This window comes from Patescibacteria group bacterium, from assembly GCA_028716665.1.
In the GTDB taxonomy this organism is placed as follows: Bacteria; Patescibacteriota; Patescibacteriia; order UBA2591; family JAQUPP01; genus JAQUPP01.
In genome coordinates, this window is sequence record JAQUPP010000001.1 from 616439 (window position 1) to 640230 (window position 23792).

Annotated in this window: 11 protein-coding genes and 1 other annotated feature; of the genes, 1 reads left to right on the forward strand and 10 read right to left on the reverse strand. The window is 37.8% G+C overall.

What is annotated here, in order from left to right; translation table 11 throughout:
- Window position 1 precedes the first annotated feature (1 nt).
- The 3 genes from PHF10_02980 to PHF10_02990 all read right to left on the reverse strand — a co-directional run bounded on the left by PHF10_02980 (window position 2) and on the right by PHF10_02990 (window position 9557).
- A complete protein-coding gene (locus PHF10_02980; GenBank protein ID MDD5534694.1) occupies window positions 2-6556 on the reverse strand; it encodes a DUF2341 domain-containing protein in 6555 nt (2184 codons plus the stop codon).
- A gap of 90 nt (window positions 6557-6646) precedes the next feature.
- A complete protein-coding gene (locus PHF10_02985) occupies window positions 6647-8218 on the reverse strand; it encodes a DUF2341 domain-containing protein (GenBank protein MDD5534695.1) in 1572 nt (523 codons plus the stop codon).
- A gap of 154 nt (window positions 8219-8372) precedes the next feature.
- Entirely contained in the window at window positions 8373-9557 is a 1185-nt protein-coding gene (locus tag PHF10_02990) for an MFS transporter (protein MDD5534696.1), read from the reverse strand.
- Between the two features lie 386 nt (window positions 9558-9943).
- On the opposite strand from PHF10_02990, the gene PHF10_02995 reads away from it, so the two are divergent.
- Window positions 9944-12178 carry a hypothetical protein gene (locus PHF10_02995; GenBank protein MDD5534697.1) on the forward strand — a complete coding sequence of 745 codons (2235 nt, stop codon included), beginning with the start codon at window positions 9944-9946 and terminating at the stop codon, window positions 12176-12178.
- 223 nt (window positions 12179-12401) lie between these two features.
- Here the strand turns inward: PHF10_02995 and rplL are convergent, their stop codons facing one another.
- From rplL to PHF10_03030, 7 genes are all read right to left on the reverse strand, one after another.
- Window positions 12402-12803 (reverse strand): 50S ribosomal protein L7/L12, encoded by a 402-nt coding sequence (gene rplL / locus PHF10_03000; GenBank protein ID MDD5534698.1) that lies wholly within the window; start codon window positions 12801-12803, stop codon window positions 12402-12404.
- A gap of 25 nt (window positions 12804-12828) precedes the next feature.
- Entirely contained in the window at window positions 12829-13344 is a 516-nt protein-coding gene (gene rplJ, locus PHF10_03005) for a 50S ribosomal protein L10 (protein ID MDD5534699.1), read from the reverse strand.
- Between the two features lie 173 nt (window positions 13345-13517).
- Window positions 13518-13650: a sequence feature (ribosomal protein L10 leader region), on the reverse strand.
- A 78-nt stretch (window positions 13651-13728) separates the two neighbouring features.
- Window positions 13729-14922, reverse strand: a complete 1194-nt coding sequence (locus tag PHF10_03010; GenBank protein MDD5534700.1) for an ABC transporter permease — start codon at window positions 14920-14922, stop codon at window positions 13729-13731.
- Window positions 14923-14933: 11 nt separating this feature from the next.
- Window positions 14934-16223, reverse strand: coding sequence for an ABC transporter ATP-binding protein (locus tag PHF10_03015; protein ID MDD5534701.1), 1290 nt, complete (start codon window positions 16221-16223; stop codon window positions 14934-14936).
- A 28-nt stretch (window positions 16224-16251) separates the two neighbouring features.
- Window positions 16252-16635, reverse strand: coding sequence for a response regulator (locus PHF10_03020; GenBank protein MDD5534702.1), 384 nt, complete (start codon window positions 16633-16635; stop codon window positions 16252-16254).
- Window positions 16636-16710: 75 nt separating this feature from the next.
- Window positions 16711-17784: a fibronectin type III domain-containing protein gene (locus PHF10_03025; GenBank protein ID MDD5534703.1), complete on the reverse strand. Its 1074-nt coding sequence runs from the start codon at window positions 17782-17784 to the stop codon at window positions 16711-16713.
- Window positions 17785-17944: 160 nt separating this feature from the next.
- A complete protein-coding gene (locus PHF10_03030; protein ID MDD5534704.1) occupies window positions 17945-23596 on the reverse strand; it encodes a DUF2341 domain-containing protein in 5652 nt (1883 codons plus the stop codon).
- Between the last annotated feature and the right edge of the window lie 196 nt (window positions 23597-23792).

Consider the following 23792-nt stretch of genomic DNA (forward strand, 5'->3'; position numbering starts at 1 on the left):
TTTATTTACCCATACCTTTCATCCATCCGAAAGTCTGTTGGAAGTTCTTAAAGATGAGCTCGGTCACGGTCATTCTCTTTTGAGGGGTCAATAAAGTATTGGTTATTGATTGAGCTCTATTGCCCGAAGAATCTTCAGAAATGACTCTGAATCTGTAGATGGATCCGGGTTTAAAAGATGTAACAACTATTAAATGATCCTGTTTTAAAGTGATATCTTTGGCCATTTGGATAATTGGAGCGTCATTGGCAAAGCCGACCTGGTATTCAAATTGAGAATTTGCGGGTTCATCAGTATTCCAGGTGATAATGGTTTGGACTTCATCGCCCCTTGATGATAAAGCAACCGAGGTTCTGATTTGAAAAATGATTGGCGAAGTATTATCTTTAACAGTCGTAAAATTCGGGATCAGGAAAGAATAATTATTTCCTTCCGAATCTTTTCCTTCAAGTGAAATATTGTAAGTAGTGCCGGGCGCGAAATTTTTAATCATAATTTCGTGAGTAGTGTTAAATTCTGATTTATTGACGGTCTGCGCTTCGCCTGAAGATATTTTATTATTGCGATACGGGATATATTTAACTTGAGAGTTGGTAGGAATATTGGTTTGCCAATCAAAAGTGGCGGCTCGCGCGGAAACATCTTTAATGGAAAAAGTGATTACCTCCGGCACTTGCGAAGCTGTTTTAAAATTATATTGTTTGGATTTTGTTTCAGAACCGATCAATCCTTTGGAACGAGTTTGGAAATAGTATTCAGTGGACGGAGTCAAATTAATAATTCTAACGCCATGCGTCAATTGATGTTCATTTGATTGACCGACAACTTGCGAATACGGTTCTGATTTATTTTTATCAAAATCAGAAGCTTTAACAAAAGCAATCATTGAATTGGAACGCTTATTGGTTTCCCATCTGATTATGGCTTCGGTCGCGGAAACTTCAATGACAGGATTTTTTTCAATGACCGGTCCGGGAGTAATATCTTTTAAAGTATCCAAAATATCTTGAAAAGCGCTTTCCAAAACCGGAGCGGTTACTTGAGAAGAAAGACTTTTGGCTTCTTCCATGGCGGTAATAAAATTCTGATCCACGCTATTAACGGGTGTTATTACTGTTGATTCTCCCTCTCCTTCCGAAGAAGTTGGAGTTGAAGGATTTTGATTTTCTGGTGTCGGAGTAACCGGAATTATTCCACCCAAAGTGGTAAAAATAGCATCGGAACTTCGTCTTAAATTAGAAGAAGAATCTTGAGACAAAACTTGATAATGATAAACAGCGCCTTTTGTCAAATTAGAAAGAGTGACTTGATGAGTCGTAGCTAAAGTTGACAAACCGTCATGCGCGGTATTGGTATAAGCAGCGGTTAAACCATAGTCAATCAAACTGGTGGCTTTTTCATCGGTTGTCCAAGCAATAACAGCGCTGGTTTCTTTAATATCAGAAACTTTAATATTACTGACAATAGGAGGAATCTCATCTTTAATTGTTGTACTGCCGCCGCCGGCATTAATCACTCTGACCTCCTGAGAAACATATTGAGGTGTGAGAGTATAATCTTGACTGATGGTTTCAAGGTCGGCTAAATTTTTTGATTTGATTCGATAATGATAAAGTTGATTAGAGGTCAAATCAGTCAAACGAACCACATGTTCAACGGTTAAAGTTGAATTCAAAGTGGTCGAAGTTCCGTAAGCAGTGGTTGAACCATATTCAATTTGAGAAGTGGCAGAGTCATCCGTTTTCCAAGTGATCGTGCCGATTGTTTCCGTGGTATAAGAATTAACCTCTGAAATAACCGGAGCAGTAGCATCTACCGGCTCTGCTTCTTGAGTGGTGACAAAACTGTAATCAATTGAGGTTGATTCGTTGTTGTTCGCGTCTTTGGACTTGACTCTGAAATGATAAGTTTGATCATTGGTCAAGTCAGTCAGATGAATAACATGTTGAATTGTTAATCCGGAATCAATATCTGTGATTGTTCCATAATCAGTGGTAGATCCGTATTCCATTTGGCTGGTTGCCAATTCGTCGGTTTTCCAAGTAATGGTGGCCGTGTAAGCAGTGGCGGCCGAAGAAATGCTGCTGATTACGGGCGCGGATTGATCATCAGCAGTGGTGAAATAATAATAGACGCCTTGGTTGTCGGAACGGCTGACATTGTCCAGAGCATCCGTTGATTCCACGTAAAAATAATAGATAACGTTAGGATAAAGACTTACCAAATCCACCGAATGAGTGGTGGTTAAAACCGCGTCTGTCTTGGTTTGAGGATTTGAAAGATTAGCCGAACTTGAATAAACAACTTTGGAATCTGAATTTGAATTAGTAGACCATTTGATGGTTGCTGTTTCATTAACCACACTGGCCACATAAACATTTGAAATAATTGAACCTAATTTAGTAGTTAAAGAATAACCGACTCCGCCATTATTATCAGTTTGAGTATTGGTTGAAAAATCAGTTGACTTGACTCGGAAATAATAAATAGTGCCCGGAGTGAGATCAGTGATGACCAAAGAGTGGCTGATAACCATTGAAGTGGAATTTTTGCTTAAAGAATAAACTCCCTGCGTAGCTGAATATTCCACGGTTGAATCGCTTAACTCATTGGTGGTCCAAGTGATTGTCGCTTGAGTGGTGAAAAGAGAACCGGCCGGGACTTGAACACTGGAAATGATCGGCTTGGTATAGTCACCTTCTCTGGCCGGAATAAAACTGTAATCATTGGAAATTGATTCATTGCCATTGGCATCTTGAGAACGGACTCGGTAATGATAAGTCGTACCCTCAATCAAATCCGAAAGACGGACAACGTGATCAATGGTAAGATCGGTTGTGGTTACCGAGGATGGACTTAAAGTTCCGTAAGCAATAGTCGTACCGTATTCAACTTGGCTGGTGGACAATTCGTCAGTCAACCAAGTAATAGTTGATGTATAGGCGGTATTGGCCGCAGAAACAAGAGTAATTTCCGGCGGAGTAAAATCATAAGTGGTATTGAAGAAATAATAATCGCCTTCATTGTTGTCAACGCCCACATTTTCGGAAATATCATAAGATTGAACATAATAATAATAACGGGTGCCGGAAGTAAGACCGGATAAATCAACTGAGTGTTCGTAATAATTTTGTGAATTCGGCGAACTAATTCTGGTCACGGAACCATAAGTCACGGAACCGGATAAATCGGAATGAGTTGAATATACCACGTAAGAATTCGAAGAAGTGTCTGTCAGCCAAGTAATTCTGGCTGTATTGTTGCTGACCTGAGAAACCGAAACATTGGAAATTATCGGGCCTGGGAGAGTCGAAAAAGTATAATAATTTCCGGAATTATCATCAGTGGTTTCATTAGTGCTCGGATCTTCTGATTTTACCGAAAAATAATATTCAGTATTTGGCAAAAGATTGGTCAAAGTCACTGAATGATTCTCGGACATCGTCGGTACATTAATATAAGTCAAAGAAGAAGTTGTATTTCCATAACCAACAGTTGAATCGGCAAATTCGTCAGTAGTCCAAGTTATGGTTGTTTGAGAAGTATAAACATCAGTGGAAGTAACATTGGAAATGCTCGGCGCCGTAACATCAGTGCCTCCTCCTCCTTCGCCGGAATCTTGAATGCCGTTTGCTTTGCCGGTAACAGCATTGGAACGATAAGAAATATTATTTAAAGAATCGTAAGCAAAAACTTTGTAATAATAAAGAACATTGTAATCCGGAGTGGTATCTGTGTAATAATTTGTTTCTCGATCAGCAATGGTGGTGACTTCGATGAAATCATCATCATCATTGGTAGTTGAACGTTGAATGGAATAATGATCAAATGTTCCTTGAGGTGGAACTTCAACCACTTCCCAGGCAACAAAAAGACGATATTCATTCGGGACAATTCTGACATTTGAAGTATCTTGACTCATAATACATTCCGGAGTTTGAGGCGTGGTGACCGAAGCAGTGGCGGAAACATTTCCTTTGTCATCTTTGAATTTGACATAAACAATATCAGGATCTTCTGCCAAGGTAATAGTTGAAGCAGTATTGTAGGTCTGGTAGCTGGCGCCGGAAAATCCGCTGTCCAAAGAAATCATCATATAACCTTTAACTCCTGACTGCATCGTGCTGTCGGTTACGGACAAAGTTAAAGCGGCTTCATTTGCGTCATACTGCGCTGAAGCATTGACTTTGATTGACGGCGAAGCCGGATTCACGGTATCCAATTCAAATGTTGAAGATTCCAAAGTGGCGGTGTTGTAAACCAATTCAAGATCATCGGCCGTGACTTTGATTTTCATTCCATTGGCAGTGTAATGATTGTTGTAATCTGTTTTGGGATCCCAAGTGCCGGTGTAAGTCGTCCAATCAGTGGCCGGAGAAGTGGCTACATTTTTCACTCCTTCGCCAACAGTAGTGGTCGCCTCTTGCCATTGCGAACCGTCCCAATATTGAAATGAAATTGTTGTTTTGCCTTGATGGGCTTCTTCGCCATCATTGGTGTCAGTGTCGCGGACTTGATATGAGATATTTACCAAACCGTCTGATCCTTGAGAAGCAGTCAAACTTTGAAGTTCAGGCGGACCATTGATTGAATAATTTACGGTAAAATCATTAATTGTTGGACTTGTGCCATTAACCGTGCTTTGCAAATATGTTTCCACTTCGCACCAACGATTGATTCCCGAAGTGATATCAGCCGGAGAAGAAGTGTACCAATCAGACCATGTTGCCGCGGACAAACCGCCTTCAGTGGCAGCAGTGCGAGTTCTGAATTTAACCAAAGTGCCGGAAGGCACAGTTGAATTCCAAGAAATCGTGTTCCAACCTGCGTCGCCGCCGGCGTCCTTTTTGAGATTAGTGATATTGCCAATAAAAATAAAAGGATATTTATAAAAATCAGTAGTATTTCCTCCTCGCAAAGCGTAAATAGAAGCTCCATCATAAACTAAAGATCCTCCTGCACCAACCGTACCGGTAATGGAAGTCATTGCGCTCCAAGAATTTCCTAAAATATTATAATAATAAGAATCAGTTGAACTCCCTCCGCGCAAAGCGTAAATATTTATTCCATCACTAGCCATAGATCCCCCAATACCAACCGTACCGGTAATGGAAGTCATTGCACTCCAAGAATTTCCTGAAATATTATAACGATAAAAATCTGTGGTACTATTTCCGCGCAAAGCGTAAATATATATGCCTACTCTAATTAAAGATCCACCGGCATCAGCGCCTCCTGTAATTTCCGTGCCATAACTGACAGTCGGTACAGTGGCAGTGTATTTTCGGACCAAAACTTTTCCCGGATAATTTGTCGTGGCATAACCATGATTATTGTATAAATCTGTAATTTCCGGAGCAGTTAATGCCGTATTATAAATCTCAATATCATCAATCAAGCCATTCCATTTTAAACTGGCCAACACTAAATCATAACCGAAAACTGTGTCATTTGCGTTGCTAATACACCAACCTGTTGTCTGCACAGTAACATCAGAACCGTCCACATATATTTTGTCATAAGTATTATCGCCATTATATGTAAATACCAAATGATGCCAGGTTGACCAATTATAAGTGCCTGATGATATTGAATCGTGTCCACCCTCTCCTCCACAAGCCGGATCAGCACTGTATCTTGTAACCAGCATTTTATTATCACTTGTTCCGACTACAAGCGTGCTTAATCCTATTGATAAAGGAAATTTTAAATGAGAATTTGCTTCATTTCCTTTAACCCATAATGAAGCCGTGTGACTGGTTGTTTTTGTAAGTCCTGCGGGGATCTTGCCAAGATTAACAGAACTGTTCGCGGCGGTAAAATCTATGGCATTGCCGAATTTTCCGCTTGATGTCCAAGCAGCGCCGGCGGAAACCGTTCCGGTATTTCCACCTCCGGAAGTATCATTAGCGACTAATCCCGCACCTTCATCAAAATTCCAAGTTCCTACTGTTCCACTGAGTTCTCTGATAAATGTGTTGGTCGTACTTGAAACTAAATCAGCGGAAGAATTTCCATAATATAAATAAATTATTTTTGTCGAACTTGCCGAAATTGAAGGAACCTTAACCCAAATATCAGTGGTGGCCGTGTTGCAAGTCCCGGGTTCTATCCAATAATTGAGCACTGTTCCATCGGTATCAGTGAATCTCATATCCGCGCAATCATCTTCCATTTTTCCGGCTAAAACCAAAGCCTGAGTATCTAAATCATCAATTTTAAATTGGTAATCAGACAAAGCTCCGCCCGTATTATTGATTGTTAATGGCCATTGATATTGCCAGCTTCCTAAAGTGGAAGCCCAACCGGAAATAGACGGAAAATCCGTCATCGCGCTCCAAGAATTTCCTGAAATATCATAACGATAAAAATCAGTTGTGATTCCTCCGCGCAAAGCGTAAATATATGTTCCGTCATAAGTCAAAGATCCTCCGGCTCCGACTGCAGCAGTAATGGATGTCATCGCGCTCCAAGAATTTCCTGAAATATCGTAACGATAAAAATCCGTGGTACTATTTCCGCGCAAAGCATAAATATATGTTCCGTCATAAGTCAAAGATCCTCCGACACCAGCGTCAATCTCTGTACCGAAACGGGCCGTTGGTTCAGTGGAAGTGTATTTGCGAATACGAAAATTATCAAAAGTCTAACTCATTGAACCTGCAGTGGTCTTGATTCCAAAGAGTCCAAATGTTGCAGGAGTAAAAGTTTGTGAACTGCCAATTTGTGTCCATGACGACAGATCATCCGTCCAGTATGATGTGTATGTTGTGCCAACCCGCCTGATTTTTAGATACGCAAAATCTGCTGAATGTGAAACACCTGCCTCTGTAGGTGAACCTGAAAGCATTTTGCCAAAATGAATCGTCTTGTTTCCATAACCACTATGATACCCCTTACCTACTCTAAAAAAATTGTTACCATCCGTGGAACCTCCCATACCCCATATTTCATAATTAGCGACTCCTGCGGCATTAATTTCTAAAATAGCCTCGAAATCCCCGTCTGGAATGGTTGTCAGTCGTAACTGAGAAAAATTATAAGTGCCCCCGTACATATCACTTGATGCTGTAGTAAGTGTCATTTTTCCCGAATTAGTTATTTCGGAATATGTATTTGCGCCATTTCCATTATTTGTAAATGTCCATCCGGATTTTAATACTCCGTCTTCAAAATCATCAAAAAATACAAAAGTATCATCACCACTAGCGGCATTTTCCGCTTCGGCATTTCCATAATATAAATAAATTGTTTTTGTTGAACTTGCCGAAATTGAAGGAACCTTAACCCAAATATCAGTGGTGGCGGTATTGCAAGTGCCCGATTCTATCCAATAATTAAGAGCAGTGGTTCCGTCAGAATCTATAAATCTAATATCCGCGCAATCATCTTCCATTTTTCCGGCTAAAACCAAAGCCTGAGTATCTAAATCATCAATTTTAAATTGGTAATCAGACAAAGCTCCGCCCGTATTATTGATTGTTAATGGCCATTGATATTGCCAGCTTCCTAATATTGGAGCCCAGTTAGAAATAGACGGAGAATCCGTCATCGCGCTCCAAGAATTTCCTGAAATATCATAACGATAAAAATCAGTTGTGGTTCCTCCGCGCAAAGCATAAATATAATTGCCAACACGAACTGCCGCTCCACCGTTATTAATTGCTCCCGAGGCGCCAGTTAAAGACGACCAATCACCACTGAAAGCATTACTAAACGCAGAGTCAGCTAATTTTAAATCACCCGGAGTTGTTGCAATATCAACATCTGTTTTTGTACCCGCGTTCCAATCAGATTGAGAAGTTACTGTCCAATCATAAGTTGCTGCTTTTGAAAAATGAGGAAAATATTGCACGCTGTTTGTAACAATCAAAGCAATGCAAAAAATAATCGCGATTGTTCGATTGATATTTAATTTCATCAACGATCGGCGAAATTGTTTTTGCAAATCAAAATATTTTTCTTTCCAATCTAAATTCTCCGACGCTTCAGTCGGAGCCCCGACTCTTTGGCGTCGGGGTTTTATTTTTATCAGTGTAGGTTCGGCGATTGATTTTATATACCAACCCGAACAAATTTTTTTGCAAGATTTATCTCTTTTTATATGAATCAAACAAAAAAATCTAAATTCTTTTAAAAATTTAGATAATAAAATATTCCCCTGTTTATAAAGGTAAATTAAAATTTGTCTCAAATTTTCTTTTTTGAGATTCATCATCGCCTATTCAAATATATAAGCAATTATATTTTAATTATATAGCAAAAATGCCGATAAATCAATATAATTTTACTCTTATTTGTTAATAACTTTATCGCTTAAATTAATTTTTATTTAAAAAGGCTTTGTCAATTAAACAAAGCCTTTTATTATTTTATTTTTTGTACAATAAAATAATCAATCCGCTTAAAACCCCCAATATTAAGCCTGAAATTATCCATCCCTGATCAATAGAAAACCGCATTGCCAAACAACCGCTGATTAATAATCCCGAAACACTGCCTAAATTCTTAATCATTTCTTTAAAAGAAAGAATAGTCGCTCGTTCTTTACTGACAATCAATTTATTAAGCAATGTTGCATGGATTGTTTGCTCTGTTCCCCTTCCTAATTCATGAACAAAAAAGAAAAATAGAGCGGAAAAAAGAAAACCATTTGACGCCGTCAACATTAATCCCAATCCGATAACAACGCAAGAAAAATAAATCACTCGTTGTTCATTGCCTAATAATTTAATTAACCAGGGAGATAATAACACGCCAATTAAAGAAGCCAAATAAATACCCGCCATGATCCAGCCTAAAAATAATTTATTGGCGGAAAAATGGACAAAGTACGGCTGCCATTGCATATTGGGACCCTGATAAACAAAAGAACAAATTGCCGACAATACGATCACCAATAAAACATTTTTACTTTTTACTACGCAATTAAAACCGGAAGCAGAAATCGCGCCAATTTGATTTTTTAATCGTTCGAAAGTTATTTTCTGTTTGATCCAATAATTTTCTTTCATCCAGACAATGGCTATTAATCCTAAAATTAAATAAACTAATGCCGCCGCCAACCAAGGCCAAGTTAAATTCTTATTAGCCATTAAAGCGCCGACAAGAACCGCGATTATTTTAGCCCCGATCCTGAAACTGAATACCTTGGAAAAAACTTTTTCCAACTTACCCGTGAACCCAATGTGATTTAAGGAATCAACCAACCAAGCTTCCAGTGCTCCGGAAGAAAAAGTAATTCCGATTGCCAAAATAATTTCAGCCGTAATGAAACTCCAGAAATTAGCGGCCGTAAAATAAACTAAAAATCCAAAACCGACGATAAAACAAGAAATGATAAAACTTTTCTTTCGTCCAAAAATATCAGCCACGATGCCGGTTGGTATTTCAAAAATCGCCAGAGTTACCATAAAAGCGGTATTAATCAAATTGACTTGAAGCAGATTAAGATGATGCGACAAAAGAAAAGTTACGTAAGTCGCGCTTGTTACCGCTTGTCCTAAGGAACTGAGAACTTCCACCAATAAATAAAAATTGATTATTTTTTGTGACATTTCATCCCCCTTTTTAAAGTACCATGCTTTTACACTCGTTAATAAATTAAATTTTAAATTCATAAATTTCAGAAAAATAAAACTCCTTGATTTTTTTCAAGGAGTTTTAAAGATAATGATTAATTTTAAACAGTTTCATTATTGCCAAAACTTATCTTGAAAAAAAATTTCGCCCATAGCGAAAACGGTCCCGCAAGGAACGGAAATTTTTAAATCAAAATAATTGTTGTGACGGCAATTGTTCATAATTTGAAAATAAGCTCTATACTAATATAAGACGTTATTAACCTGAAATTGTGACATTACAACTTCCCCTTTTTTTATTTTATGTTATAATAATGGAATTATATCAATATATATTGTAGTTATATAATAATTTTAAAAATATGATGAATATTCAACCAAAAACAACTTATTTTTGTCTTTCCAATCCGAAAAAAACCAATATTTACAGTCGCGTTTATTTGGCCGAACCTGAGGCCAGATTTTTAAATAAATTCGGACAATTGGGCGCAATGATCAATCTTCATCTTTCTTTATCTAAAGAATACACAATAAAAGAACAAACCGCTCGAACGGCCGAAATTTCCAATTGGGCTCAAAAAATCATAGATTTTTTAAGTGATACTTATTATGATCCGCTAAAATTGACGGTTAATGTTGAAAAAGATTTTGAAGACCTTTTAGGAAAGGTTAATAATTTTTTAAACCGTGAAAAAGCGCGCAACCCTAAACTTTTTGAAGAATATTTAACCGATATGGATATTGATATTGTCATCATTAAAGACAAAGATGTCCACTTTTCTCAAATTGGAGACATTAAAACTTATTTAATTAAAGACGGAAAAACAACAGAATTAGTGGGAGAAAAAAACAGAAATCAGACAAAAAAATTCTTGAATGTAATCAGCGGTTCATTGGATAATGACAATGTTTTATTTTTTGCCAGTGCTGCTTTTTTTGATTATTTTTCTTTGGAAAAAATTACAGAAATTATTGAAGGCAATCCCTTGGCAAAAATTTCTTTAAAATTGGAACAATTGCTTGGCGCGGAATCGAAAAAAGTCAGTTTGCAAAATTTGATGGTTTCCACCCGCGAAGAGACACCTGTTACTGAAACAGTTGAAGTTAAAGAAGAAGAAATAAAAGAAAAAATTGTAAAAACAAAGAAAGAAATAAAAAAACTTGAGCCCGTGATTAAAGAGTCCACTCCTATTATTGCTGTCGAAATCCCCTCTCCGGATATAGAAGGAGAAATAGAAACGGAAAAAGAAATAGATGAAGAAGAAATTATTACTCCTCAAGAAGAAGAAAAAATTTTAATTGATGAAGAAGAAGTTTTAGCTGAGATTAAACCAAAACCAATAGTTAAACCGGCAAAAACCCAAATTAACCCCGCACCTTTCGACGATAATGCTTCGCATCTTAAAAATACCATCACCAAAAGATGCGGGGTAAAATTTCCAACTATTGCTTGGAAAATTAATCCTGAATCATTCAAGAGAAAAGCTTTAATCGGTGTTTTGGTTATTCTCGCAGTACTTTTTGTCGGAAGCTTATTCACTATCGGCAAAAAAGAAATTACCGTTAGCAAAGTTAAACAGCAAAATCAAACAATTGAAGCATTAAAAACAAAAGAATCTGACTTGGCTGTGGCTGAAGTTTATAAAAACAAAGAAACGATCGGTAAAATATTGGATGAAATGAACGAATTGATAAAAAAATTGCCGCAGAAAACTCAGGAACAAAAAGATATTTATAATTCTTATCGCAATAAATATGTAGAAAAACTTAATTCTTTATATCAATTGACGGTTGTGGACAATCCCCTGCTTTTAACCGATTTAACTCAAACAAATAAAGATATTCAAGCCGACAGTCTGACCAATCTGGGAAATAATTTTTATATTCTTAATTCTTCAAATAATTATATTTATTCGTTTGATTATAATAAAAAAGAGACCCAATTGGTCAATAATACTTCAGTAAACACGGGTCTTTTGAAAAAATTTATTCCTTTGGATAACGATGTTTTGATCGGCTGGGACAAGAGTCAAACCATAGCCACGTTTAACACCATTGATAAAAAACTTTCTCCCTCAAAATTGGAGATGAATCATTCATCAAAAATTCAAGACTTGGGAGTATTTAACAATAAACTGTATACCCTTGATCCGGAATCAAATCAAATTTATAAATATTCCAAAACTCTTGATGGTTTTGCCAAAGAAGAATCTTGGATTCAAGATCAAAATATCGCGCTTTCCGACGCCCTGGCTATGACGATTGACAGTTCAATTTATGTCGCGAAAAAAACCGGTCAAATATTAAAATTTTATAAAAATAAACAAGTTGAATTCAATCTGGATGAAATCAAACCCACGCTTTCCATGGAAAATGAAAGAACAAAAATTTTCACCAATGCTGACACAAAATACTTATATCTTTTGGATGGCGCAACTGAACGCTTAATTATTCTTTCCAAGGACGGCAAACTGGTAAAACAATTTACAAGCGATAAATTTGACGACTTAAAAGACTTTATTATCAGCAAGACAGAAGATAAAGCATTTATACTTTCCGGAACAAAAATTTACGAATTTTCTCTTTTGTCCAAATAATCAAGCCTGAAAGGCGCAGATTTTTTGGCTACAAAATAGAGAACCCCCTCCTTTACTCCATCAGAAGTTCGTTGTTTTACGATATTCCGTAAGCGAAGCGGCTTCGCCTTTTGCCTGACAATTATCGAAAGTTTATCGTTGGGATAAAGGAGGGGGTAAAGGTTTTGTAATAATAATAAAAACAATCCGTTATTTAGCGGATTGTTTTTATTAACAAAACTCTTTATTTCAAAGTTACCTTTGCTCCGGCTTCTTCCAATTTTTTCTTCATAGTTGCGGCTTCTTCCTTATTTACTCCTTCTTTTATAACTTTAGGCGCAGCATCAACCATGTCCTTGGCTTCTTTCAAACCAAGTGAAGTAATTTCCCGGATAGCTTTGATAACACTGATTTTATTGCTACCTGCATCGGTAATTTCAACATTGAAAGTGGTTTGTTCTTCTTTCTCTTCGCCTGCATCAGCGGCAACCGCTCCAGCGGCTACGGCAACAGGAGCTTGAGACGAAACGCCGAATTTCTTTTCTAAAACTTTTACTAATTCGGACAATTCAACCAAATTCATTTTTTCGATGGTCTCAACTAAATCTTTAAATTTAGCCGGAACTTCAATAATTTCTTCTGTCATAATTTTAAAAATTAAAGTTAATTATTTATTTCTTAATAACGCTTAAAAGATAAACGAAATTTCTTGTATTACCATTTAATACATAAACTAAATTTGATATCGGGGCTTTAATAGTGCCCAATAATTGAGAGAGTAATTGATTTCTGGAGGGCAATGTGGCTAGAATTTTAATCTGATCCATACTAATAAGCTCTTTATTGTAAATTCCGCCCTGAATGCTTAATTGCTTATTCTTCTTGCTGAAAGCGGTTATTATTTTGGCAGGACCTACTTCATCATCATAACCAAAAATTAAACCTGTTCCGCCTTGAACTTGATCAAGGTTAATATCTTCCAATCCAAACTTTTTTAAAGCTAATTTTAAAAGAGTTTTTTTAGTAACCAAATATTTGAATTTATTGCTCTTTAACAAATTTCTTAATTCAACGATGTCTTTAATTTTCAAGCCGCAATAATTGATAAAAATCAAAGATTTCATTTCTGACATCGCTTCTTGAAGTTGTTTAAGAGATAATTCTTTTTGTTGACGAGTTTTTGCCATAATTGTCTAAATTTATGAGTGTAACGAAATAAATTTCGCTACAATTATGAGCACCCTGCCTCAAATCTCTAGATAAAATTAATCTAAAGTCTAGGATAAGCCGAAGGCGTTTTCGTGAATTAAATTAATTATTTTCTGCAAACTTCCTTCGGATTTGGAGCGCGGGTCGCCATAAAATTAATTAAAAATCTGCATTTTACTGCAGATTGACTCTATCCGTTTTGAACGGATCGAATTATTACCTCGGTAGGTTTGATTAAGCCCCAAAGGGGCACCTACTGTCTGCAGCAATATATTAAATATAACTATAATTATTAAATTTGTCAAAACAGTTATCCACAGAGTAGTAGATTAAAACCCGCTACTCTGTAAAGTATAAAAAACTTATTTGTATCTTAAGGCTTCTAAAGGATCGTATTTTCCTGCTCTTTGGGCCGGATATATGGCGGTTGAGAAACCGACAATCGTAGTTGAAATAATTACTGTAAGCATAAACCAAACTGGAATATAGAAAACATTAACACTCTGAGCGCTGTAAGCCATAGCCATTATATGAAGAACAAAATTCAAAATTTTTCCGCTCAGCCAACCCATTAATAAACCGGCTATACTTCCCAAAAAACCCATAATAGTCGCTTCAAGCAAGAAAAGAGCGGAAATTTCCTTATTCGAAGCGCCAATAGCTTTCATTACTCCGATTTCATTGGTTCGCTCCAATAAAGTGATAGTCATTGTATTAAACATACCAATGGCAGCTACAAGTAAAGCGGCCATACCGAAAATTGCCAACATGATTTGAATGGTTTTAAAAATCTTATTGGCTTCGCTCACCGTATCGCTTAAAGAAGAAGTGAGATAACCAAAATCAACCGCTTGCTGTCTAACTGTTTCCACAAAATCTGTTTTACTGACCATGACTTTTAATTGCTGATAATTTACTATAGGTACGTCTTTGATATCATCTAAAAAAATATAAACAGTGGGGACCGTTTCATCTTCAATCACACCGACTATTTTAAAACCTTTTTCCGAATATTCCGCAACCGCCGGTAATTCCTGATCAGCACCTGTTGTTTCTTGAAAAATATTTACATCTACGGTCTTATTAATTATCTGCTCGGGCGTTAAATTAAAAAGTTTAACAAAAGCAGTAGAACAAATCACTTCTTTGCTGTTTTGAGGCAATTGTCCCACCGGTGGTTTAATGCCTTCCAATGTGAAAAATAATGGTTTAATGCCATAAATTGTAACATTGGCATTCAAATCGGAAAGCGCGGCTTGTCCCATAAAATTAGCAATAGGACTGACTTCAGTGACATTCTCCAATTTGGACATTTTATCAATTAATGTATTATCCAAAAAAATATTTTCCGCGTCAGGAGAATAAATATCAATAGTGCGCAAGCTTTCGGAAGTTGAAATTTGCGCCATTAATAAATTTTGAAGACCATAACCGAAAGAAACAAGCAAAACAATTGTTCCCACACCTACACCAATACCTGCAATAGTGATCAATGTCCGGCCCAGTTTTGTCCGATAATTTCTTGAAGATAAAGATAAGAGGTCAGCAAATCTCATAGGATAATTTATTAAATATTAATTAAAATAATTTCAAGTAAATTTGTGAAGTTATGAGCGGTTCTGTGATTTAATCCGACTCCCCCGGCTTTAAACGGCAAATCAAGATATTTTAAGAATTGCGTTCTGTTAATCATACTTTCTATTCTAAGCCTGATAAATCTGTCCAATCTGTTAATTTGATCCAATGTAAGTTCTCCTTGATATCGATCCAAAAACATTTTTCTTATTTCCACGGCTTTCATGTCGTCTTCGGTCATAGAAACGGTCGGTTTAATTGTTTTATGCAAATTACCCGCTTCCATTAAAATAAATTCTATTTTTTTGGTAAATTCAGTGGCTCTTTGAGCATAAAGTCCGGCTCCGCCTTTTTCAAACGGCATATTTAAATTCTCATGCAATGACTCTTCCGTATATTCGCCTCTTATTCTTTTCTTAATTATTTCTTCTATTCTGGATATTCTCGGTTCATCTAAATAAGTAATTAACCAATTTACCAAAGCCTTGCTCTTTAATTCAATCTCTGAAGATGTCGGATATTTCTGAGCCAAAGAAGATAAAATATCCGAGACCGGTGACTCTTTCGATATAGGCGCTATTTTTTTGCCTGATTCATTCACGGCCACCCTTTCAATACGCCCGTCTCTCATATGAAAAATTCTATCAGCCTTGGAAAGATAACTTGGATCATGAGTAACCAAAATAATGGTTTTATTATATTTTTTATTTAATTCGTCCAATAATTCCATGGTAACTTCCGCGGATTTTGAATCAAGATTACCAACCGGTTCATCAGCAAAAATTATCGGCGGATCAGTCATTAAAGCTCTGACAATGGCCACTCTTTGTTGTTGACCACCAGATAAGCTTAAAGGCAAACGATAAGTACATTGTTCAATGCCAAATTGTTTCAGAAGTTCTTTCGCTCTTTGAGATCTTTCTTTTACTTTAATATTTTTAAAAATCAAAGATAAACAAACATTATCTAAAACGGATAAAGAAGGAATTAAATAATAAGCCTGAAAGATCATTCCGGTTATATCCTGATGGAATTTAACCAATTCTTTGGGAGATAATTCCGAAAGTATTCTGTTGGCTACTTTGATTTTTCCATTCGTTGGTTTTTGAAGGCCGGCCATGCTGTATAAAAGAGTTGACTTACCGCAACCTGAAGGACCAAATATTATAATATATTCTCCTTTATAAATAGATAAACTATTATTGGCTAAAGCAGTAAATTCATTCGTCTTGCCCAAGTTATAGACAACCGTTAGATTTTCTACTTCAATAATTGGCTCCATATTTTATTATTTAAAAAATTATCCTATTTTATATAATATTTAATTTTTGATTTATTTTTTTTACCACCTCTTCAAGCGTCCAGTCACTCTTTATGAGAAAATCAGAACGATTTACCTTCATTGATTCAGATATAGTTTCCGAATCACTTAAATTCGTCAATAAAAGTATAGGTGCGTTTTTTCCCCATTCATCTTTTTTTAATTTTTCAATTACGGTAAAACCATCCATTATCGGCATAATAATATCAAGCAAAATTAAATCCGGATGTTTTTGTAATGCGATATCAAGTCCTTCCTGACCATTTTTTGCTTCAAGCACGACAAATCCTTTGCGATTTAATTTAATAATAATTGCGTCACGAATCGCCGGTTCATCCTCAATAACAAGGATAACATATTTGGAATCAATCATAAATTTAATTTCATGAACTTATATTATTATAATAACATTATTTTAATAAATTTTCCATGTGGATAACTAATTATTTTAGAATTTAACCCCGACATTCTTCATCCATCCGAACGTCTGTTGGAAGTTCTTGAAGATGAGCTCGGTCACGGTCAATCTTTTTTGAGGGGTCAGCAAAGTATTGGTCGTTGATTGAGTTTTGTTGCCCGAAGAATCATCGGAGATGACTCTGAATCTGTAAATCGCGCCCGGTTTGAACGAAGTAATAACCACCAAGTGCTCTTGTCTCAGGCTGATGTCTTTGGTCATCTGGACAATCGGCGCGTCATTGGCAAAGCCAACCTGGTATTCAACCTGCGAAGTTGAAGGTTCGTCGGTGTTCCAAGTGATAATGGTTTGGACTTCATCGCCTCTTGATGACAAAGCAACCGAGGTTCTGATTTGCGAAATGACTGGCGCATTTTTGTCTTTGGTCGTGGTGAAATTAGGAATCAGGAAAGAATAGTTGTTGCCTTCCAAATCTTTTCCTTCAAGAGAGACATTGAAAGTCGTGCCCGGTTCAAGATTCTTGACTGCGATTTCGTGAGCGACATTGAAATCTGATTTGGTGACAGTCTGGGCTTCGCCCACCGCCAGTTCATTGTTGCGATAAGGGATGAATTTCACTTGCGAATCAGTCGGGATATTTGTTTGCCAAACAAAAGTGGCTGCTCTCTCAGAAATATTTTTGATGGAGAAATTAGTCACTTCGGGCAATTGCGAAGCCGTGGTGAAAGTATATCTTTTTGATTTTGCTTCTGAACCGATAATGCTCTTGGAGCGAATTTGGAAATAGTAATCGGTGGAAGGAGTCAGGTTGATGATTCTGACATTGTGCGTCAATTCTTTTTCGTCAGGTTGGCCAACGACTTGAGAATATGGTTCTGATTTGGTGTCGTCGTAATCAACAACTTTGGCAAAAGCGATTTGAGAATTTGATCGTTTGTTTGTTTTCCATTTGATGGTTGCGTCTGTGGCTGAGATCTCAATCTCAGGAGCGGCTTCAAGCGCCAAGCCGGGCGTGATGTCTTTCAATGTGTTCAAGAAATTCTGGAAGGTTGTTTCAAGAACCGGTCCGGTGACTTGGGTGGATATTTTTCTGGCTGCTTCCATGGCTGTAACAAAGTTCTGATCTATGGCGGTGACAGGAGTAACAGGAATTGGAGTCGGTTTTTCGGGTTGAACCGGTGTTTCCGGAGTGACAGGAGTTTCAGGCGTAGTTTCCGGAGTCGGAGTGGTTTCGCCCGGTACACTTAAAGTGGTGAAGACGGCATCAGCGCTTTGTTTGAGATTGCCTGAAGCATCTTGAGATAGGACTTTGATAATGATAGACGGTATTCTTTGTTAAATCAGAAAGAGTAACTTGATGAGAAGTTACAAAAGATGACAAACCAACATATTGAGTGTCAGTATAAGTTGAAGTCAAACCATAATCTACTAAACTGTTTGCTTTTTCATTGGTTGCCCAACTGATGGTGGCTGAATTTTCAGTAATATTAGAAGTTAAAATATTACTGATTATAGGCGCAGTTTCATCTATTAATATTGCTGTGCTGCCTCCTCCTCCTGAGATCACTCTGATTTCCTGAGAAACATATTGAGGCGTAAAAGTATAGTCCTGGCTGACGGTTTCAAGATCAGCCGCATTTTTTGATTTGATTCGATAATGATAGACTTGTTCCGTGGTCAAGTCCGTCAAGCGAACCACGTGTTTGGCGGTTAAGGTTGAATCCAAATCGCTTGAAGTTCCGTAAGCATCGGTTAAACCATATTCAATTTGAGAAGTGGCGGAATCATCAGTGGTCCAAATTATGGTGCAAAGCGTTTCGGTCGGATATGAATTGACGGCGGAAATAACCGGGGCAGTGGTGTCAGTCGGCGTCGGTTCTTCTTCCGTGGTGAAAGTATTCATTATTCCCCAAGTGACATGATCATAGGTGTCTTTGGAACGAGTGCAATAGTAATATGTGGTTTCGTAAGGAAGATCTCTTAATTGAACCATATGGGATTTATTCAAAACAGTGTCTTCGGTTGTATGATCAGATAAAGTTGCGCAAGAATCGGCATGAACAGTGCCGTAATATACTTGGCTGGTGGCATATTTGTCAGTGGTCCAAGTGATTGTCGCTTCAGTGCCGACCGCTGACGGAGATTGAGTTTGTTCTCCTGAGATTTCAGGATTGGTGTCAACTTCAGGCGGCCAATAGGTAAAAGAATATTCTGAGGAGATAAGGGGGTTGCCGGCTGCGTCTTTGGAATGAATGCGATAATAGTAAGTGGTTAAAGAATTAAGTCCGTAGAGATTAACAATATGAGAAGAAGTTTGAGTGTCATTGCCTTGAATAGCGGTGTATATGCCTGAGCTGGTTCCATATTCGACGTGAGAATCAGAAGGTTCGTCAGTGGACCAAGTGAATAAAGCATAACCGTCATGAGAAGTGACAACCGGAGTGCCGCCGGTTAAAACAGGCGCCGTGTCATCTTCCGAGGCCGGTTGATAACTGGTCGGATCGGTATAGCTCGGGGGTGATTCTTTGGCCGCGTTGTCAACGGAAACAATGTAATACCAATATGTTATGTCCGGATTAAGATTGGTGTCTGAGAAATAGTCCTGATTGGCATCGCTCAAAGAAGCGCGGCGAGTAAAAGTGATACCATCAGTGGATCGATAAATATCATATGAAGAAAAAGTTGAAGTCACATCGTCTAAATCAATCGGGTTCCAGGTTAGGGTTAAGGTGTAGATATCATCGTATTCAATGGAAGCGTCGGTCAGTCTGACTTGAGTCGGCGAATTCAAACCCGGCGTGGTGCAGGAGAATTCAACTTTTCCCTGCGGATCCCAAGAATCCCAATCAATATTGCTTGCGTCATCTTTGGCCACGACGTAAAAAGTATTTGTTCCTTGCATGGTCGCGGCTGTGATCGCGCCGGTGGAAGTGGCGTTGCCAAGCCAAACTGAATTTGAAACATTCGGTTCCTGATTAATGGAATAATAGTAACCTTCAATGTTGCCGGTAAAACTGGCCGGAGGATCCCAAGTAAAGGTGAATGCGTTAGTGGTTGAAGAAGCATTGTCAACGCTCAAATTTTGAATCGGTCCGGGCGCTGAACCGGAGAAATAGTACAAAGCCGTGGCCGGATACGAAAAGTTTCCGGCATTGTCTTTGGCTGTGATGTAGAAAATATTTGAACCATTTTGATAATGAATCAAATCAGGATCTTGAATGGTGGTAATGGAAGTGTTGGTGATAAACTTACCGTCGTTGTTGCAGCGGGAATCAGAGTGGAAGGCAGTATACAAAGTGGCATTTTGTTCAGCTGTCACGCCGGTTTTGTAGCAATAACCGTTAAATCCCGAGTTGGCGTCAGTCGCCTCTTGCCAAATAAAAGTGAATGAATCAGTGGCGGCATAACCTTGAGGAGAGACAGCGATAAAGGTCGGAGTGACAGGCATGGTGGTGTCAAATTTGTAAGTGAAAATTGTGGAAGGATCTGATTCGTTATTGGCATTATCTTTCGACTTGATTCTGAAATAGTAAGTGCCGGTCGCGGTTAAAGTCGGTGATTCGTAAACTCTCAACAGATCAGTATTGCCGTTAATCCAAGTTCCGGAAACTTCGGGATCAGCGGTGGAAGTAGTGCCAAAGTAAACCCAATAACCGGCCACGCCAGTGGCTTGTTCGCCATTGCCCGTATCAGCTTGATCAGTGGCGGCGCCAAATTCAAAATATGGTTTGGTATGATTGTACCAAGAATTTGTGACAATAGGGGTAGCCTTGCCATTGTCGGAATATCCGGTTGCGGCAACAGGATCGGTTGGAGGCAAAGTATCGTAAATATATCCCAAATCAATTGAATCAAGCTCCACTTTTTGCGTGCCATCGGAAACGAAGAAGGATTTGAAATAGAAAGTGCCGATTTCGCCGGGATGAATATCGCTGGCAAAAGTGGAAATATTAGTGTTAACATCAGCGGCAGTATTTGTCTGAAGCAAACCTGAAGCGACTTCCCAATCTCCTGAACCTGAATTGTACCAATACCAATCTGTGTCATTGTTGGAAATCTGATATTTAACGCTGCCGGCATTATCTACGCCAAGAGTTTGGGCAAAGGAAGAAAGGCTGACATAAGGCTGGCCTGTGTTATTATTAACGATTAATTTGGCGACTTCAGTAGAAGGCCAAGCAACAGCGGTTTCGGAACCGACAGTAGATACAGGATCAGTTGGAGAATAATTACGAATAATGAAATCATCATATTGCATTGTGCGTCCATAAACATTAGCTCCCATACCGACATACCCTGTAGAGTAAGTATTGTCAGTTATATCAATTTTTAAAACTCCATTATGGTAAACCTTAATTGAATTGCCGGCGCAAATAACTTTAGAATCATACCAAGTTCCGGCCGCAACAGTGACAGAAGCACTGGCAATTGATGTCCTTGAACCATTAACCACTTTGTATAAATCCACCGTACTGCCACTAGTATAATAATCTAAAAAATAAAGATTATTGCCGCTTGCTCTAAAAGTAGCGCCGCCACCACGATCAGAAGTTAAAACAAATCTATTTTCATAAACAAAATCAGAATACTGTCCTCCATTATAATAAGAATAACCGGATGTGTGGCCATAATTTTCTACAATTTTGCCTCCTTTAATAACATTGGTTCCTCCGTTATAATTGACAAAATTACTCGCCGATTGGCCAACTGTTTCATTCTCAAAATTCAACACAACCATAGTATCGCTTCTGTTACTCGCCACACCCGCTCCTCTATTGCCATGATACATATAAATTGTTTTTGTTGAAGAAGCGGAAATAGAAGGCACTTCAACCCAAATTGTAGCTGTTTGAGCCGCAGAATCATAAGATTCAATCCAATAATCAAGCTCTGTATCAGCATCTGAATCAGTAAATCTGATATCTGAACCATTTGAATTGGCGTGAGAAAAATCAAAATTTAAAGCAGTTAAACTAACTGAAACTTGATAATTAGTTAAAGCTCCGCCGGTGCTGTTATTGATTGTAATTGCACGCTGATATTGCCAAATTGAAGGATAAAGAGATTGAGATGATTGAACAGTTAATATTGGAGGAGTGGCTCGTCCCAAATTATAATGAGCCGTAACCTCTCCTTGACTTAAAGCTTTGTTATAAACTCTCACCTCATCCAATCCGTTTGGCTTAGTCGCAGAAACACTAGAATCAGTAATCATTACAAGAGGATTTGAATTAGCCGTGATACTCCCGGTACAAGTTAAAGTTTCTCCTACCACCCCGTTAAAATACATATTCATCTGATTACTGCCTAAATTTTTATCATAAGTAGCCACTACATGAGTCCAGGTATTATAGCTTAGAGTAGGAACACCACCGCCAGCCCAACCTCCACCGCAACCACCCACTGTCCATCTCATTCTTGCGTTCCAACCTTCCCAACTAACAACATAACTGCTCGATTTATAAATAATATTTCCCCAATCTGAATAACGACCGGTTGGATAAATCCAAAATTCCACACTAACCGCGTCAGTCGGACTTAATTCAGAACTTGAAGGAACGCTGATATTTTTACTGCTTAAGAAGGACATAGCCGGCCCAACCGGACCATCTCTCAAACTTAAACCTGAAGTCACAGTACCGGTATTACCCTCACCGGAAAAATCATGAGTCGTAGTTATTGAACCATCGTCAAATTTCCAATAACCGACCAAATTTGCTTCCGGCGTATCAGTGGTTGTAAAAGTATTGCTTTGACTGCTGGTTGAAACAATGGCATTGGAATTTCCATAATATAAATAAACTTGTTCGTCTTCAATATATCTGACTTGAGCGGTTAATGCAGTTAAAAAACTGACGCTGAAATTATTTTTGAAAGTTAATTCTTTAGTGTCACCATCAATGGCGGTAATGTAATTTGTTTCGGAATTTGTTGTATCGCGAACCGTGACCGGTATTTCTCCGCTTGGAAAATCAGCCGGATCAGGAAAACCGGAAACGTCATCAACTTTCAATTTATTATCAGTGCCTGAATTTTCCGTGGCCACGCCCCAGAAAGAATAAATATTGGGGAGATTAACCCAAAAAACCGCAGTCTTCGCGGATTGATCATATGATTCTTTGTAATATGAAATTTCATTTGTTGCTTGCGCGTTTAATCTTTCTTGTTCAGTTGCATAATTTGTTCTGGCTAAAGATCCGGTAAATCTAATATCACTGCCCTGCGAATCAGGAATGGAAAAATCAAAATTAGTGGAACTTAATGTTATTTTTAATTGAACATTGGAAGAATCATATTCCAATGCGCTGTTGTCAATTGTAACTTCGTGACGATAGGTCCAATCATAATCATCTCCATCAGTGGCGATCCAATTTGTTCCGGGTATATAATTTTGTTTCAAGCGAGCCATGTTATTATCGGAAGCATCAACCTCAACATTAGCAGCGGCGGTATAATTCGCAGAATTAGAAAAATCCCAAGCCGCAGCGCCGGCAGCGCGCGACATATTCCAAATCATTTGCCAACCCGCGGTGATAATTAACGCGATACATAAAAAAACCGCCACGGCCCGAGTTGTTCCAAACTTGAAATATTGTTGGCGGAATTTTTTTTCTAAAATAAAAAATTGTTTTTGCAAATCAAAATATTTTTCTTTCCAATTTAATTTCTCCGACGCTTCAGTTGGAGTCCCGATCCTTTGGTGTCGGGGTTGTTTTTTTCCACCCGAGGCGGACCAGCCTTGAGCTGGAATTTTTATTTCGTACCAATTAGAACAAATCTTTCTGCACGATTTATCTCTTTTTATATGAATTAAATAAAAAAATCTAAATTCTTTTAGAAATTTAGATAATAGAATTCTCCCCTCTCTATAGAAGTAAAATAAAATTTGTTTTAAAATTTTTTTCTTAAGATTCATCCCCTCTCATTCAATCTATACAATTGATTATACTATAATTATATAGAAAAAATGACCAAAAATCAACTTAATTTTACTCTTGACTGGGGATAACTCCATTGCCTGATTTAACCTTATTTTAAAAGGATTTATTGATATAAATAAATCCTCGGTCTATTGAAATAAATGTAGATTTACTATAATATAATCCTATATG